Origin of the sequence: Campylobacter concisus (genome assembly GCF_003048405.1) — a bacterium.
GTDB lineage: Bacteria > Campylobacterota > Campylobacteria > Campylobacterales > Campylobacteraceae > Campylobacter_A > Campylobacter_A concisus_Q.
Map to the genome: position 1 here is coordinate 1 of NZ_PIQS01000005.1, position 16558 is coordinate 16558.

General features: G+C 40.0%; 16 protein-coding genes. 12 read left to right on the top strand and 4 right to left on the bottom strand.

Features of this window, described 5'->3' with window-relative positions:
• Nucleotides 1–292: 292 nt before the first annotated feature.
• From abc-f to galU, 4 genes are read right to left on the bottom strand one after another with little or no spacing between them, the layout of a single operon-like run.
• The gene (abc-f, locus tag CVT18_RS08590) at nucleotides 293–1882 is read right to left on the bottom strand and encodes a ribosomal protection-like ABC-F family protein (RefSeq protein ID WP_103629495.1); all 1590 of its coding nucleotides are present in this window, start codon (nucleotides 1880–1882) and stop codon (nucleotides 293–295) included.
• Nucleotides 1883–1942: 60 nt separating this feature from the next.
• Nucleotides 1943–2488: a DUF1287 domain-containing protein gene (locus tag CVT18_RS08595; RefSeq protein ID WP_103629494.1), complete on the bottom strand. Its 546-nt coding sequence runs from the start codon at nucleotides 2486–2488 to the stop codon at nucleotides 1943–1945.
• Nucleotides 2489–2491: 3 nt separating this feature from the next.
• The gene (locus CVT18_RS08600; protein WP_103629493.1) at nucleotides 2492–3712 is read right to left on the bottom strand and encodes a glucose-6-phosphate isomerase; all 1221 of its coding nucleotides are present in this window, start codon (nucleotides 3710–3712) and stop codon (nucleotides 2492–2494) included.
• Nucleotides 3709–4530: a UTP--glucose-1-phosphate uridylyltransferase GalU gene (gene galU, locus CVT18_RS08605; RefSeq protein ID WP_103629492.1), complete on the bottom strand. Its 822-nt coding sequence runs from the start codon at nucleotides 4528–4530 to the stop codon at nucleotides 3709–3711. The genes CVT18_RS08600 and galU overlap by 4 nt, the downstream gene beginning before the upstream one ends.
• A 125-nt stretch (nucleotides 4531–4655) precedes the next feature.
• On the opposite strand from galU, the gene CVT18_RS08610 reads away from it, so the two are divergent.
• The 12 genes from CVT18_RS08610 to tsaD all read left to right on the top strand — a co-directional run bounded on the left by CVT18_RS08610 (nucleotide 4656) and on the right by tsaD (nucleotide 16537).
• The gene (locus CVT18_RS08610) at nucleotides 4656–5297 is read left to right on the top strand and encodes an IMPACT family protein (RefSeq protein ID WP_103629491.1); all 642 of its coding nucleotides are present in this window, start codon (nucleotides 4656–4658) and stop codon (nucleotides 5295–5297) included.
• A gap of 40 nt (nucleotides 5298–5337) precedes the next feature.
• The gene (gene lgt / locus CVT18_RS08615; RefSeq protein WP_107824449.1) at nucleotides 5338–6153 is read left to right on the top strand and encodes a prolipoprotein diacylglyceryl transferase; all 816 of its coding nucleotides are present in this window, start codon (nucleotides 5338–5340) and stop codon (nucleotides 6151–6153) included.
• Between the two features lie 119 nt (nucleotides 6154–6272).
• Nucleotides 6273–6971, top strand: coding sequence for a fumarate reductase cytochrome b subunit (locus tag CVT18_RS08620; protein WP_021091688.1), 699 nt, complete (start codon nucleotides 6273–6275; stop codon nucleotides 6969–6971).
• A 14-nt stretch (nucleotides 6972–6985) separates the two neighbouring features.
• Nucleotides 6986–9004 (top strand): fumarate reductase flavoprotein subunit, encoded by a 2019-nt coding sequence (locus CVT18_RS08625; RefSeq protein ID WP_072595155.1) that lies wholly within the window; start codon nucleotides 6986–6988, stop codon nucleotides 9002–9004.
• On the top strand, nucleotides 8997–9716 hold the full coding sequence (locus CVT18_RS08630) for a fumarate reductase iron-sulfur subunit (RefSeq protein ID WP_103604881.1): 720 nt from the start codon (nucleotides 8997–8999) through the stop codon (nucleotides 9714–9716). Before CVT18_RS08625 ends, CVT18_RS08630 begins: the two co-directional genes overlap by 8 nt.
• Nucleotides 9717–10077: 361 nt before the next feature.
• On the top strand, nucleotides 10078–10353 hold the full coding sequence (locus tag CVT18_RS10330; protein WP_180999697.1) for a winged helix-turn-helix domain-containing protein: 276 nt from the start codon (nucleotides 10078–10080) through the stop codon (nucleotides 10351–10353).
• 224 nt (nucleotides 10354–10577) lie between these two features.
• Complete coding sequence (locus tag CVT18_RS10335; RefSeq protein WP_234410321.1) at nucleotides 10578–10964, top strand: restriction endonuclease; 387 nt, start codon at nucleotides 10578–10580, stop codon at nucleotides 10962–10964.
• A 232-nt stretch (nucleotides 10965–11196) separates the two neighbouring features.
• A complete protein-coding gene (locus CVT18_RS08645; protein ID WP_084041191.1) occupies nucleotides 11197–11928 on the top strand; it encodes a phosphatidate cytidylyltransferase in 732 nt (243 codons plus the stop codon).
• A complete protein-coding gene (gene dxr, locus CVT18_RS08650; RefSeq protein WP_103629488.1) occupies nucleotides 11910–13019 on the top strand; it encodes a 1-deoxy-D-xylulose-5-phosphate reductoisomerase in 1110 nt (369 codons plus the stop codon). Before CVT18_RS08645 ends, dxr begins: the two co-directional genes overlap by 19 nt.
• On the top strand, nucleotides 13006–14241 hold the full coding sequence (locus CVT18_RS08655) for a uracil-xanthine permease family protein (RefSeq protein WP_103629487.1): 1236 nt from the start codon (nucleotides 13006–13008) through the stop codon (nucleotides 14239–14241). Before dxr ends, CVT18_RS08655 begins: the two co-directional genes overlap by 14 nt.
• A complete protein-coding gene (locus CVT18_RS08660) occupies nucleotides 14241–15533 on the top strand; it encodes a M99 family carboxypeptidase catalytic domain-containing protein (RefSeq protein WP_103629486.1) in 1293 nt (430 codons plus the stop codon). The genes CVT18_RS08655 and CVT18_RS08660 overlap by 1 nt, the downstream gene beginning before the upstream one ends.
• Complete coding sequence (gene tsaD / locus CVT18_RS08665; RefSeq protein WP_103629485.1) at nucleotides 15530–16537, top strand: tRNA (adenosine(37)-N6)-threonylcarbamoyltransferase complex transferase subunit TsaD; 1008 nt, start codon at nucleotides 15530–15532, stop codon at nucleotides 16535–16537. The genes CVT18_RS08660 and tsaD overlap by 4 nt, the downstream gene beginning before the upstream one ends.
• Nucleotides 16538–16558 lie beyond the last annotated feature (21 nt).

Sequence of the window (16558 nt, forward strand, 5' to 3'; positions counted from 1 at the left end):
AACTAAGTAAATATCACCATATTGTAAAGTAAATTTATTAAATTTTTAAGTAGAGCCCTTAAACTAAGCATCATAAAAATATTATTTAATAAATTTTATTTTACAAATCTTACTAATACTTTAGAAAATTCTTAATAATTTTTCTTTTTTACTTATAAAGTCTTTTTATTGGACCTTAATAATTTTTATAAGCTATTTTTAATTTGTATAATTAGATTAATATTTGCAAGAATTTGTAGTAAATATAAATTTTAATCTTGCCCCTACAATCAGGAGCAAGGAATAACAAATTTTAGCTCTCAAGCCCCAAATTTGCTCTATACTCTTCGTATGTGCCTTTAAAATCAACCACTTCGCCATTGCCTTTTAGATGTAAAATTCTATTTGCAAAGGCGTCTATTAGCTCCCTGTCGTGGCTCACGCAGATAACTGAGCCATTAAAGTTATAAAATGCCTCACCAAGTGCGATGATAGCCTCAAGATCGAGGTGGTTATTTGGCTCATCCATGACAAGTAAATTTGGTCTATGAAGCATGAGCTGAGCTAGCCTTACTCGGTGTTTTTCGCCACCACTTAGCGCGCCCACTGCCTTTTCTTGCTCAGCGCCACTAAAGAGCATCCTACCAAGACACTTTCTGATCTCGTCGATGTCCTTGTTTTTGGCATCTTGCAAATATTCATAAAGCTTTAGCTCGCCATCTATCTTATTTACCGTATCTTGCGCAAAATATCCTAGCTCGATGGTAGCGCCTATATGTACCTCGCCCGCATCAGGCTTTAGTTCGCCCATTATGATCTTACAAAGCGTACTCTTGCCAACGCCGTTGTGGCCGATGATGGCTAGCTTGTCGCCCTTTTCAAGCTTAAAGTTAAAGTTTTCAAATATCACCTTATCATCAAATTTCTTACTAATGTTCTTTAGCTCTATTAGCTCATTTCCTATCTCGCGGTTTGCACGAAATAGAATGCTAGGATCACGCCTGCTTGAGACTGCGATCTCAGCGATATCTAGCTTTTCAAGCTGCTTTGCACGAGAGGTTGCCTGCTTTGCCTTGCTTGCATTTGCTGAAAATCTCGCGATAAATTTCTCCAGCTCCTCTTTCTCTTTTAGCTTCTTATCACGCTCCATCTCATGTTGCTTTGCGATCAAATTTGCAGCCATATACCAGTCGTCGTAGTTGCCTGAAAACTCGCGAATTTTCTTAAAATCCACATCCAAAATGTTTGTACAAACTCTATTTAAAAAGTGCCTATCATGGCTGATGACTACAAGCGTGCCCTCATGGCGGTTTAGCTCGTTTTCTAGCCATGCGATCGCGTCTATATCAAGATTGTTTGTCGGCTCGTCTAAGAACAAGATATCTGGCTTTGGAAATAGTACCTGCGCTAGCAAAACCTTAACTTTATCTGAGTTTTCGACCTCGCTCATTAGCTTATCAAATTCATTTAGTCCAAGCGAGCTTAAAATTTTTTCTATCCTAGTCTCGTACTCGTAGCTTGGATCTTCCTCGGCGCTTATCATCTCAAGCTCACTTAAGCGATCGTTTATCTCATCTGTAAATTCCTCGCTCATATAGAGCTTTTCTTTCTCTTTAACAGCGTCATATAGGCGTTTGTTGCCATAAAGCACCGCATCTTTTAGCGTGAAATTTTCAAACGCAAACTGATCTTGCCCAAGCACGCCAACTTTTAGTCCATTTTCTATGATGATCTCGCCGCTAGTTGGCTCGATAGCTCCGCTTAAAATTTTTAAAAATGTCGATTTACCAGCGCCATTTGCACCGATTAGTCCGTATCTGTTGTGACGATTTAGCTTTAAATTTACATCCTCAAATAGCAAACTGCTTGCAAATCTTTGAGTAAGTCCCCTAACTTCTAACATTATTTTTCCTTGAATTTATTTTTTGCGATTTTGCCTAAAATTTGATTAAAAAGCCATTTGCTACTTTAGTCTAAAATGCCCCGTGATCTTGTAGTTATAAAGTATATTTTCTTCTTGCACACCAGAGCCGATATTGTGGATGACAAGCGGTATTTGGCCTTCAAATTTATCTGAGATCACACCGATGTGAGGCAGATTTCTTGGCAGCATCCATGTGACGATATCCCCTGGCAGAAATTTATCATCACTCACCTCAAAACCTTTCCTTTTTAGATAGGTAGCAATGTTTAAAACACGCCTGTGATCGATGTTTTTATCAGCCTTTTTAAGTCCCCACTTTTTAGGATAGCTTGCGAAATTTCTACTCATATCTTCAAAAACAAGTCTTTGCAGATCCATCTCTTGATGACGTAGCGCCCTTACCACAACGTCGGTGCAAACGCCCTTTTTGATATCCACGTCACCCATAGGATAGGCAAGTCTTTCGTAGCTTGGATCGTAACTTAGCGTCACACCGATCTGCGACCTAGCGTCATTTACAAATTTGCTCGCCGAAAAGGCAAAAATTTGTGTGGCAAAAAGAGCCAAAAGCAGAAATTTCTTCATTTCTTACTTTAAAAGCATGGTTTTTAGGATACGTTTTCCTATCTCAACGCCTGGCTGATCATAGGTGTTGATGCCTAGCATGATGCCAGTTGCCGAGGTTAGCAGCTCATAGTAAAAAATGAGCCAGCCAGCGTGAAACTCATCAAGCCTCTCAAGTGTGATCGTATCGACACTTATGCCCTCTTGCACCAGCGCCATAGCAGTCGCGTCGCACTGCAAATTTATAAGCTCATTTAGGCTTAGACCTGCTACAAAATCGCACTCTTCAAGCCCTTTTAGACTAAAGTTTGGAATAGTCTTGTCGCTTGCGTGATCTTTTATCTTTATAAATGTCACACTCTTATCTTTTACGCCGTCCATGATAAGCTGCAAAAAGCTGTGCTGATCGCGGCTGCCGACAAGTCCAACTGGCGTAAGGCCGACCCTTTTATAGCCTCTTTTTTTACCAAGACTCTCCGCCCAAAGCTGCACGTACCAGTCGTTAAATTCAAAAAATCTATCGCAATAGCTAAAAATGACATTTATACTGGCATTTCTGCTAGTGGCGTAGTGGTAGGCTTTAGCGACTATTAAGCTATCTTTTTGCTCGATGTATTGCTTTTTGCAAGCAAGCGCGCCCTCCAAAAGTGCCTTTATATCGTAGCCACAGATACCAAGAGGCACAAGACCGATCGCACTTAGCACGCTAAATCTTCCGCCAACATTTTTTGGGATGTTAAAAAATTTAATGCCATTTTCTTTAGCGAAATTTTCTAAATTTGTGCCAGGATCTGTGATGATGAGGAAATTTTTGCCTAAATTTTGAGGTTTAAAGTCATCAAGCAAGCACTTAAAAATAGTGATCGTCTCGATCGTGTTGCCTGATTTTGAGCTTATTATAAAAAGTGTCTCGTCAAAATTTAGCCCGTCAAGCGTGCTTTTGTAGCTGCAAGGATCGACGTTATCTAAAAATAAAAGCTCTCTTTTTATCCCTTTTGTGCCATCAAGCATCGATTTTAGCGCCTTTACACCAAGACTACTGCCGCCAATGCCAACTAGCACGACGTTTTTGATATGAGCAAGGCCTTTTTCATACTCCTCGATCTCGCCAAGTAAATTTTGCCCAAGCACTGGCAGGTGGTAGTAGCCTATCTCGCCGCTTTCGTACTCATCGTTTATGCGTTTGGCGTAGGAGTCGATGACATCGCTACTTGCAAAGTTAAATTTAAATGAAGTTTCTATCATTTACTGCGCTCGTAAAAGAAATTTGTAGCCTCGACAAAGCCATCAATGCTACCGCAATCAAACCTTTTGCCTTTAAATTTATAAGCTAGCACCATGCCATCTTTTGCCTGCATTTTTAGCGCGTCTGTGATCTGAATTTCACCGTTTTTACCTGGTTTTGTTCGCTCTAAAATGTTAAAAATATCTGGCGTTAGGATGTAGCGACCAATTATCGCTAAATTTGTCGGAGCCTCGGCAGGATCAGGCTTTTCAACCATATCATCAACCATTATTAGATCATCTTCTATAAATCTACCACTTACAACGCCGTAAGACTTGGTCTGCTCTTTTGGCACTTCCATCACAGCAACTACACTGCAGCGATACTTTTCATAAATTTTAACCATCTGTGAAAGCACACCCTCGCCGTTTTCATTTATGCATAGATCATCTGCCAAAATGACCCCAAAAGCCTCGTCTCGAACTAGCGTTTTGCCCGTATAAATGGCATGTCCAAGCCCTTTCATGGCATTTTGCCTAGTAAATGAAAATGTGCATGAGCTCATTAAATTTCTAACTTCGCTTAGCAGTGACTCTTTAGAGCTGCCAGCGATCTCTTTTTCTAGCTCATAGCTGATGTCAAAATAGTCCTCAAGCGCCCTTTTTCCGCGTCCTGTGACAAATGCCATATTATCCATGCCGGCCTCAAGCGCCTCATCAACGCCGTAGTGAATGAGCGGTTTTGTAAGTATCGGCAACATCTCTTTTGGGAGCGATTTTGTAGCTGGCAAAAACCTCGTTCCGTATCCAGCCGCTGGAAATAGGCAAGTTTGTATCATTTTAGTCCTTCATGAAAAATTGCAAAATTCTACTATTTTTTCCTTAATAATATAAATTTGTCTGAATTTACAAGGCTTTAATTAGCAAAATGATAATATTTTAAAATTTAAAGAAAAGAGCAAATTTGCAGACGATTGATAGGATTTTTAAAGCTCAGCTTGATATAAAAAAGTCAAATTTCTTAGCATTTTTGTGCCCGATAAGCTCGTTTAAAAGCTTGCACGAACACCTAAAAGAGGAACATTTTAAGGCTGTTCACGTAGTTTGGGCGACAAGAGAGCTAAACAAATACGGCCAAATTGTCGAAAATCAAAGCGATGATGGCGAGCCAAAGGGCACTAGCGGCCAGCCGAGCCTAAATGCGCTAAGGGGCGCCCAGCTCATAAACGTTGGCGTCTTGATAGTTCGCTACTTTGGCGGGATAAAGCTTGGCACTGGAGGGTTAGTCAGAGCCTACTCAGGAGCCGTAAATGAAGTGATAAACGAGGCGATAAAAGATGGTGGCGTGATGAAATTTGAGATAAAAGATGAGTCTAAATTTTTTACGCCGTTTTCGCTCATGAGCCGCTTTGAGCACTATTTTTCTACTAAAAATTTAAGCGAGTTTGAAAGGGAATTTAATGACTCTGGAGCGATCTGGAGCATAAATTTAAACGAGGCTGAGTTTGCAGAGCTATTTAAATTTTGCAAAGAATTTAAAGCGACCGAGTTTAAATTTTTAGCCCTTGCACTTAGTAGCAAGAGCTTATTCGCTCATCAAAGCTAAATCATTGTAAAATCGCAAAAATTTTAAAAAGAAAGTAAAAATGGAAATTTGGAACGACATTTATAACCACTTTAACCCAGTTGCCTTTAGTCTTTTTGGCTTTAGTGTGCACTGGTACGGGCTTATGTATATTTTAGCCCTTGTTTTGGCACTTGCCATGGCAAAATATCTCGTTAAAAAAGATAAAATCCCAATCTCAAATCAGCTTTTGGATAACTACTTTTTCTGGGTTGAAATAGGCGTTATTTTAGGCGCTAGGCTCGGCTGGGTTTTAGTCTATTCAGGCGAAGTAAGCTACTACTTGACACAACCTTGGCAAATTTTTAATCCATTTCATAACGGCGAATTTATAGGAATTCGTGGCATGAGTTACCACGGAGCAGTAGTTGGCTTTTTGCTTGCAACATATCTATTTTGTAAAAGGTACAAACAAAATTTATGGCAGCTACTTGATCTTTGTGCCGTTTGCATACCTTTTGGCTATACATTTGGCAGGATAGGAAATTTCTTAAATCAAGAGCTTTTTGGACGAGTTACAGATGTGTCTTGGGCGATAAATGTTTTTGGTCAGCTAAGGCATCCTAGCCAGCTTTACGAGGCATTCTTAGAAGGTTTAGTTATTTTTATTATTTTATTTTTATATAGAAAATTTAAGAAATTTAATGGCGAGCTGATAGCGCTTTATGCTATTTTATACACTTTTGCAAGATTTATTTGCGAGTTTTTTAGAGAGCCTGACTCAGGGCTTGGATTTATTATTTTTAGTCTTTCAATGGGTCAAATTTTATCACTTATCATGTGTGGTTTTGGAATTTTTATTTATGCCATGCTTTATAAAAAATTTTCAAAGCTCTAATATAAGTGTTTAAAAAATATTAAAGTAAAAATCTGCTAGCATTAGCTTTATCAATTAATACTAATATTTAAATTAGTATTAAGAAATGATAATTTATTTCAAATTTCTTAGGAGGGCTCATGACCGGGCTTATAGAAGGTTTTTTGGGAAAACGGTCGGACGACAAAAAAAGTCGCACTCCAGCCGCTTGGGATAGATGGCAAAGTATTACAGGGTTTATTTTGGCCTGTTTTATATTGTGTCATATGGTTTTTACTTCTACTATACTACTTGGCAAAGACGCATTTAACGCTGTCGTAGGGTTTGCGGAGGCTAAATTTTTATTCGGCGAGGCTACTTGGTGGATTACTAACGTCATAGCTGCGGTAATATTTGCCATTTTTATCGCTCATGCATTTTTAGCTATGAGAAAATTTCCAGCAAACTACAGACAATATCTAATGTTTAGAGGCCACAAAGACCGCATGAAGCACCTTGATACTACGCTTTGGTGGTTTCAGTTTTTAACCGGTTTTGCTCTATTTTTCGCAGCCAGCGCACATCTAGTGGATATAGTCTTTGGCGGACACATCACTGCCGACAAATCAGCGGCTGCATTTCATCAACTAGAAATTTTCTACTTCGCACTACTTGTTTTTATGGTCGTTCACGCTAGTATCGGTATGTACCGCTTGTATGTCAAATGGATAAGCATTGATGGTGCAAATAAGCACGAAATGTTTGCCAAAAGAAATAAGGCAAAAACAATTGTATTTGCCGTTTATGGCATACTTGCTATAATTGCGCTAATTGCCGATTTCGTGTGGATCAGCCATTAAAAAGGAGCTAGAAGATGAATGTAAAATATTATGATGCATTAGTTATCGGAGGCGGTCTAGCTGGTCTTAGAGCTGCTGTGGCTGCTGGAGAAAAGGGCTTAAGCACCGTCGTTTTAAGTCTCATACCTGTAAAGCGCTCGCACTCTGCGGCTGCGCAAGGCGGTATGCAAGCCTCTTTGGGAAATTCAAAAATGAGCGAAGGCGACAACGAGGACGTACACTTTGCCGACACGGTAAAAGGTAGCGACTGGGGCTGCGATCAGCAAGTAGCGCGTATGTTTTGTCAAACCGCGCCTAAGGCGATCCGCGAGCTAGCTGCTTGGGGCGTGCCTTGGACTCGTATAACAAAAGGCGAGAGAAGCGCTATCATCAACGCTCAAAAAACGACTATCGTAGAAAAAGAAGAGGTCCACGGACTCATCCACTCTCGCGACTTTGGCGGAACTAAAAAATGGAGAACATGCTTTACGGCCGACGCCACCGGTCACACTATGCTTTTTGCCGTAGCAAACGAAGCTCTAAAGCACAACGTAGAAATTCACGATAGAAAAGAAGCTATCGCGCTAATCCACGCAAACAACCGCTGTTATGGTGCGATCGTTCGCGATCTAGTTAACGGCGAGATCACGGCTTACGTCGCAAAAGGCACACTAATCGCAACCGGTGGCTATGGTAGGGTTTATAAACACACTACAAACGCCGTAGTTTGCGAGGGTATCGGCGCGGCCATCGCTCTTGAGACGGGAGTTGCGCAACTAGGAAATATGGAAGCGGTGCAGTTTCACCCAACTCCGATCGTTCCAAGCGGTATCTTGCTAACAGAAGGTTGCCGCGGCGACGGCGGAATTTTACGCGACGTGGACGGATATCGCTTTATGCCCGACTACGAGCCTGAGAAAAAAGAGCTAGCTAGCCGCGACGTCGTAAGCCGCCGCATCATGGAGCATATCCGCGCAGGCAAGGGCGTACCTAGCCCATACGGATATCACGTTTGGCTTGATATCTCGATCCTAGGACGTGAGCATATCGAGAAAAACTTACGCGACGTTCAAGAAATTTGCGAAATCTTTAACGGCATCGATCCTGCCGACACCGAAGTATATACCGACGAAAACGGTCGCCAACGCGGTAAAGGCTGGGCGCCGATCCTTCCTATGCAGCACTACTCTATGGGCGGCATCAAGACAAAGCCTACAGGCGAGAGTCCGACGCTAGCGGGTCTATTTAGCGCGGGCGAGGCTGCGTGCTGGGATATGCACGGATTTAACCGCCTAGGCGGCAACTCCGTTTCAGAAACAGTCGTAGCCGGCATGATCGTTGGGGACTATTTTGCCGACTACTGCGGCAGCCATGAGATAGATATAAATACCGCAGATATCGAAAAATTCGTTAAAAAAGAGGAAGACTATCTAAAAAGCCTAGTAGAAAAAGAGGGCAAATTTAACGTATTTGAGATCAAAAATAAGATGAAAGATATCATGTGGGAGCATGTGGCGATCTTTAGAACCGGCGAAGGTCTAGCCGTAGCGGTAAAAGAGCTTGAAGAGCTTTATAAGCAATCTTTAGATGTCAAAGTCACAAACAAGGCGCTATTTGGCAACCCTGAGCTTGAGGAGGCTTACCGCGTACCAAAGATGCTAAAGCTTGCCCTTTGTATCGCAAAAGGCGCGCTTGATCGCACAGAAAGCCGCGGAGCGCACTGCCGCGAAGACTATCCGAAACGCGACGACCTAAACTGGCTAAACAGAACTCTAACTAGCTGGAAAGAGGGCGATACGCTACCGACTATCGTGTATGAGCCGCTTGATATTATGAAAATGGAGATGCCACCAGCATTTAGAGGCTATGGTGCGAAAGGTAATATTATTGAGCATCCAGATAGCGCCATCCGCCAAAAAGAGGTTGATGAAATTCGTGAGAAAATGCAAGCTGAAGGTAAAAGCAGACAAGAAATTCAAGAGGCTTTAATGCACTATGATCTTCAACCAAAATATAAAGCACCAAACGAAAGAGCAGGAATAGGATATGAGTAGAAAAATAACCATAAAAGCATTTAAATATAATCCGTTAAGCAAAATTTCAAAGCCGCATTTCGCGACCTACGAGTTAGAAGAGACTGATGGTATGACGTTATTTATCGCATTAAATATGATTCGCGAGAAATTTGACCCAGATCTTAGCTTTGACTTTGTTTGTCGTGCTGGAATCTGTGGAAGTTGTGGCATGCTTGTAAATGGTAAGCCAAGATTAGCTTGTAGAACTCTTACTAAAGATTTTGAAAGCGGAGTAATTGAGCTTATGCCTTTGCCAGTATTTAAGTTACTAAAAGACTTAAGCGTAGACACCGGCAACTGGATGAACGCGATGAGTAAGCGCGTGGAGAGCTGGATACACACCGACCATGAGACCGATATATCTAAGCTTGAGGAAAAGGTTGAGCCCGAAGTTGCGCAAGAGGTATTTGAGCTTGATCGCTGCATCGAGTGCGGTATCTGCGTAGCTGCGTGCGGTACGGCTATCATGAGGCCTGATTTCATCGGTGCGGTCGGACTTAACCGCGTAGCTAGGTTTAAAATCGACGCGCTTGATAAACGAACCGATGAGGACTTTTATGAGCTTATAGGCGACGATGACGGCGTATTTGGCTGTATGACTTTACTAGGCTGTGAAGACAACTGCCCTAAACACTTACCACTTCAAAGTCGCATAGCTTATATGCGTAGAAAAATGGCTGCTATAAAGTAGCAAAGGGGCTGTAAAAGCCCCAAATTTACTTCTAAATTTGTTAAAAAAGACTGCAAAAAGATGCCAAAAGGCATAAAAAGATATCAATAGATACAAATAAGAAAAATAAAAATATCAAAAATGGTATTGATAAGAGTGCGCCCATTATATAACCAAGTGGAAATGCGATAAATATAAATACGATTCCGACACCAGAAACAAAACAAAAAATTAGCGCAAATATCGTAGCAAAGGTGTTTACAAATAAGCTAATATTTTTTAAAAGAAAATTTGTTAGGCCAAGGCTTCTCATGTTTTGATTATAGCTTTTAAGCCAAAAAATTTATATAATTTCAAAATTTGCTTCATTTAAGGATATAAAATGTTACCAAGCTATAAAGATATGATGCTACCTATTTTAGAATTTGTCGCACAAAAGAAAGAGGCAAATAGAGCTGAAATTTCTAAATTTATAATTGAGCATTTTAAGCTAAAAGACGAAGATCTTTCGCAAAAAATAAAAAGAGGAACTCCAACTTATATAAATCGTACCGACTGGGCTTTATCCTATCTGGCTACAACAGCTCAAGTAAAATCAAGGCCAGAAAGAGTGCTGCTTCAAAAAGTTGGTAGAAGCCAAATTTTGGCAAAGAGTTAGTAAGTAGCAAGGACAAAAAGAGCAAATTTCTCACTTGGTACGATGAAATTTACAAACAAGAGATAAGGCAAGAGAAAAAAGAAGCCACGGAAAACACCCCAGATGACAATATAGATGAAGCGCTTTGCAAAATAAAAGAGGAGCTAAAAAGTGAAATTTTATCTAGCATTTTAGAAAAAGAGCCAAGATTTTTTGAATACCTTGTAACAAAGCTACTTGAAAAGATGAATTATGGAGCTGGAAATCTTGCGAACAAAGGCCCAGACGGCGGAATAGATGGCATCATAGATGAAGATGAACTTGGGCTTTCTAAAATTTATATCCAAGCAAAAAGATACAAAGACGGCAGTAATATCCGTAGGCCAGAGATTCAGCAGTTTATCGGCGCCATCTCAAATAAAAATACTAAAAAAGGTGTCTTTATCACTACGGCAAAATTTACTAAAGAAGCTGAAATTTTCGCCAAAGATAATCAAAATTTTAGCGTGGTTTTGATAGACGGCGACAAGCTTGCAGAGCTAATGATAAAATACAAAGTCGGCGTTCAAACAAGCCAAATATATGAAATTTGCAAAATCGACACCGACTTTTTTGAGGAAAATAATTTTTAAAATTTTAAGCCATAAAGCACTACTGCGTATATTTATTGCAAGTTGCTGCTTGGGATCATTTTGGTCTTGCTTTATTTATTTGCTTAAAAAACAAATTTAAATCTTTACTAACGCCAAAATAGCCCAAAATTACCAGCTTAAAATGCTTTTTAAATCAAATTTTACTCTTATAAACGCCATCTAAAATTTAAGTGTTATAATTACAGCGAAATAACGATTTTAAGGAGAGGATATGCAATCTCGCATAATCACTGGCGTTTTGATGTTTGTTGCTATTTTGGTAGTTTTTTTTATTGATAATTATATTTTAAATTTTATCTTGCTCGGCGCTGTGCTTTATTTTGCATTTAATGAGTCGCTCAAGCTTTATAATATCGATCACAAACAGTTAGTTTTTGCCGCACTTGCTTTTTACGTGCTTACATATTTTACAAATCCAATATTCATAGCGATCCTTGCTATCATGCTAGTTGCTTCGATCCTAGCTCACATAAAAAGTGAAAATTTAAAGCTAGTCGCACCTTTTGTCTATCCAACCACGCCGATCTTTATGATGTGGATGCTTTACTCAGAGTATGGCGTAGGCTATCTCGTATGGCTTATTTTAAGCGTAGTTGCAAGCGATAGTGGTGCATTTTTTGTTGGCAAAATGTTTGGCAAACATCCATTTAGCCCAAGCTCACCAAACAAAACAATCGAAGGTGCAGCAGGCGGTGTAGCGATAGGTACTGTGATTGGCTGCATTGTTGGAAATTTTGTAACCGAAGGTTTTTTCCAAATTTTATTCTCAAGCTTTTTAGTCTGCGTGTTTGCAGTTTGGGGAGATTTGTTTGAGAGCTACTTAAAAAGACTTTGCGGCGTCAAAGATAGTGGTTCGCTCTTCCCAGGACACGGTGGCATGCTTGATAGGATAGATGGTTATTTATTTGGCGTAGTCGCCCTACTTTGGTCGCTCTCGTGGTAATACTTGGCTCAACTGGCTCAATCGGCAAAAACGCCCTTAATCTTTGCGAAAAATTTGGCGTAGAGGTTGAGGCGTTAAGCTGCGCTAAAAATGTAGATTTACTAAATGAGCAAATTTTAAAATTTAAGCCAAAATTTGTCTGCGTAGGCGATGAAAAGCTAGCTAAAAATGTAAAAAACATAGAAGCTAAAAATATATTTTTTGGCGAAACTGGACTACTACAAATGCTAGAAATTTCAAGCTCAAAAAAGGTAATAAACGCTCTTGTTGGCTTTGCCGGCCTTGCTCCTAGTCTAAAGACACAAGCTCTTGGCAAAAGGCTTGCGCTTGCAAACAAAGAGAGTCTTGTTGTTGGCGGCAAATTTCTAAAAACTAGAGAAATTTTACCAATAGACAGCGAGCACTTTGGGCTTAAATTTCTACTTGAAAATAAAACTGCACCAAAAAGACTCATCATCACAGCAAGTGGCGGCGCATTTTATAAAAAACCGATCAAATTTCTAAAAGACGCCACGCCAAGTGACGCACTAAAACACCCAAACTGGGACATGGGCGCAAAGATCACTATTGATAGTGCGACGATGGCAAATAAGCTTTTTGAAGTAATGGAGGCTTATTGGCTTTATGGCGTAAAGGAGATCGAGGCTGTGATAGAACCAACTTCTGCGATACACGCCGTAGTTGAATTTATAGACGGCTCAAGCACGATGCACCTCTCGCGACCTGACATGAAGCTAGCTATCGCTCATGCTATGTTTGAAAATGTCAGTGAAAATATTGTCTCACACGCAAATTTACTTGATCTAAAAAACATTAAATTTCATAAAATCAGCCTTAAAAAATATCCCATTTTTTCGCTAAAAGATGAAGTACTAGCAAACCCTGATCTAGGTGTAGCGATAAATGCTGCAAATGAGGTTGGAGTATTTAGCTTTTTAGAGCAAAAATGTTCATTTTTGGATATCTCAAGGCTCGTTTTAAGTTCTGTTAAAAATTTTAGAGATATTAAAATTTCAAATATTGATGAAATTTTTGAAGCTGATAAAGAAGTTAGAAATTACGCAAAAAGGATGTTAAATGCAAAGGTATGAGGGTTATAAATTTGATCCCAAACAAAGCTTAATCGGCGTTCAGTTTTTATTTGTCGCCTTTGGTGCACTGGTATTAGTGCCGATACTTACGGGACTAGATGCAAATGTAGCTCTCTTTACGGCTGGTATTGGCACGCTACTTTTTCAGCTAATCACTAGAAAAAATGTTCCGCCTATTTTTTTAGCAAGCTCCTTTGCTTTTATCGCGCCACTTCAGTACGGTATCGAAAAATGGGGCATAGCCGTGACGATGGGGGGCGTTATATTTGCTGGATTTTTCTACGTTGTTTTAAGCCTCGTGGTCCGATTTGGCGGAGAGAAAATTTTGCATAAAATTTTGCCTCCAGTTGTCGTTGGGCCGGTCATCATGACAATAGGCCTAATCCTTGCTCCAAATGCCGTCAAAATGGCAACATCAGCCACTGAAATTTATACACAAAATGAGGCGATGATCGTCGCTGGCATTTCGTTAGTGGCTACTATTTTAGTGATGATGCTTGGGCGTGGCATGTTTAGACTTATACCTATTTTGCTTGGTATTATCACCGGATACATCGTAGCTTACTGCTTTGGCATGGTTGATTTTACCCCTATCTTTAATGCACCTTGGTTTAGAATGCCAAATTTCACTACACCAAAATTTGAGTTTGAAGCGATCATTTATATGATACCTATCGCCATAGCTCCAGCGATCGAGCACATAGGCGATATGCTTGCTATCTCAAATGTCACAAAAGAGGATTTTCTAAAAAACCCAGGCCTTAAAAATACGCTCCTTGGAGATGGACTTGCCACTTCGCTTGCTGCTTTTTTTGGTGGCCCGCCAAACACTACATACTCAGAGGTCACCGGCGCAGTTAGCCTTACAAAGGCTTATAATCCAGCGATTATGACCTTTGCGGCGATCACTGCCATTGTGCTAGCCTTTGTTGGCAAGCTAGGAGCGGTGCTCTCAACTATCCCAGCCCCAGTCATCGGTGGTATCATGCTGCTACTTTTTGGCATCATCGCAAGCGTTGGCATGGAGACACTTATAAAAAATAAAGTCGATCTTGCAGACCCTAGAAACATGATAATCGTAGCCCTCATCTTTATCTTTGCCATAGGTGGCATGGTACTTGATCTTGGAGCGGTTAAATTTTCAGGTATCGGACTTGGCGCGGTTACTGGTATAGTTTTAAATTTGCTTTTGCCAAAGACAAAGCATTATGAAGGATATTAATGCGTAAATTTTTACTTTTTTTACTAACCTTTGCCGCTGCTAGTTTAGCCAATACTCTAGACTATGCGCTCATCAAAAAAGGTGAGCCAAGCGAAAACACGATGTTATTAATCGGTGGTATTCAAGGCGATGAGCCGGGTGGCTTTTTGGCAGCCTCTATCGTGGCCACCGACTACAACATCACAAAAGGTTCGCTTTGGGTCGTGCCAAATTTAAATTTCCCAAGCATAATCGAGCGAAGTCGTGGCACAAAAGGCGATATGAATAGAAAATTTGCCCATGTTGATAAAAACGATCCTGACTATAATTCAGTGATGAAGATAAAAGACGTCATAACCGACAAAAACGTCACACTCATCTTAAATTTGCACGATGGAAGCGGCTATTACAGAGATAAATTTATAAACAAAGACGAAAATCCAGATAAATGGGGCAATACTTGCATCATTGATCAAAGCACACTTCCTGGTTCAAAATACCCAGAGCTTGAAAACATTGCTTCAAGCGTAAAAGACGTGCTAAACAAGCATCTAATAGATCAAAAACACCAGTATCACATCAAAAACACGCACACTGCGATGGGTGACAAAGAGATGCTAAAAAGCCTAACTTACTATGCTATCACGCAAAATAAATCAGCCTTTGCAAACGAAGCTAGTAAAAATTTAAACGCTGAGCAAAGGACTTATTACCATCTAATCGCTATTGAAGAATATATGAAAAAGGCTGGCATTAGCTTTACTAGGCCGTTTAATCTTGATGTTAAAAGCGTAAAAAAGGCAATCGAAAAAGAGATTAGACTTGAACTTGAAAATTCATACACGATAAGCCTTAAAAATCTAAAGCCTTTAATAAATTTTGTCCCGCTTAAAAAAGGCGAGTTAAATTACAGCTCACCAAATCCGCTAATAGCCGTTATAAAAGAAAATGGTAGCTTCAAAGTGCAATACGGCAACCGCTTTGTTACCAGATTAAAACCACAATATTTTGAGTTTGCAAAGCCACTTGAGGAAATTTTACTAATAAGTGACGGCAGCGAGCTTACATTAAAAAGTGGCGATAAATTTAGCGTGAAAAAGAGCTTTAAAATAAAATCACTCAAAAACGTGCGCGTAAACGTCATAGGATACGGCACAAAAAGTATAGATGAGAGTGAGCAAGAAGTGGCTAAAAATAGCCTAAATAAAAGCTATAGCATCGACAAAGACGGCAAAATTTATAGAGTCGAGTTTTATAAAAACGAAGATGGCAAAGAGAAATTTGCTGGCATGATCTTAGCGGAGTTTAAATGATACTTGGCATCGAAAGTAGCTGTGACGATAGCTCGGTTGCGCTCATAGACGAACACACTTTAGAGAAGATTTATTATAAAAAAATTTCTCAAGAAGAGGAGCACGCTATCTTTGGTGGCGTGGTTCCTGAGCTTGCAGCTAGACTTCATACAAAGGCACTGCCAGCACTTTTAGAGAATATCTTGCCAAATTTTAAAGATATAAAAGCAATCGCTGTGACAAATGAGCCAGGTCTTAGTGTGAGCCTAATAGGTGGCGTCAGCATGGCAAAAGCGCTAAGCGTGGCTCTTAATATCCCGCTAATTGCCGTAAATCATTTAGTTGGCCACATTTACTCACTATTTTTAGATCGCGAAGCCACCTTTTCACTTGGCGTACTGTTAGTAAGTGGTGGGCATACGATGATCCTAGAGATTGACGAAAATGGTGAAATCACTGAGCTTGCAAGCACTAGCGATGATAGCTTTGGTGAGAGCTTTGACAAGGTTGCTAAAATGCTTGATCTTGGTTATCCAGGCGGTGCCGTGGTGCAGCAAAATGCCCTACTTTGCAAAGACAAAGAGAGGTTTCATTTTACCATTCCACTTCTTCACGATAAACGTCTTGAATATAGTTTTTCAGGGCTTAAAAACCAAGTCAGAGTTGAAATTTCTAAGTTAGAAAGTATCACTCAAAAAGATATTGCTGACATCTGCTACGCATTTGAAAATACTGCCTGTGAGCATATTTTAAACAAGCTTGAAAAGGTCTTTTGTTTAAGAAATTTTAAGCGTTTTGGTGTAGTTGGTGGCGCAAGTGCAAATCTAAATTTACGAAAAAGACTTGAGATGCTTTGTCAAAAAAACGAGTGCGAGCTTTTGCTAGCTCCACTTGAGTTTTGCTCTGATAACGCCTTAATGATAGCAAGAGCGGGACGTGAGAAGTACCTAAAAGGCGAGTTTGTAAGCCATAGCGAGCTAAATATAAACCCAAGAGTTAGCTTTAAAAAGCTTGAGTTAAATTAAACTTTTTAAAAAATATAAAAT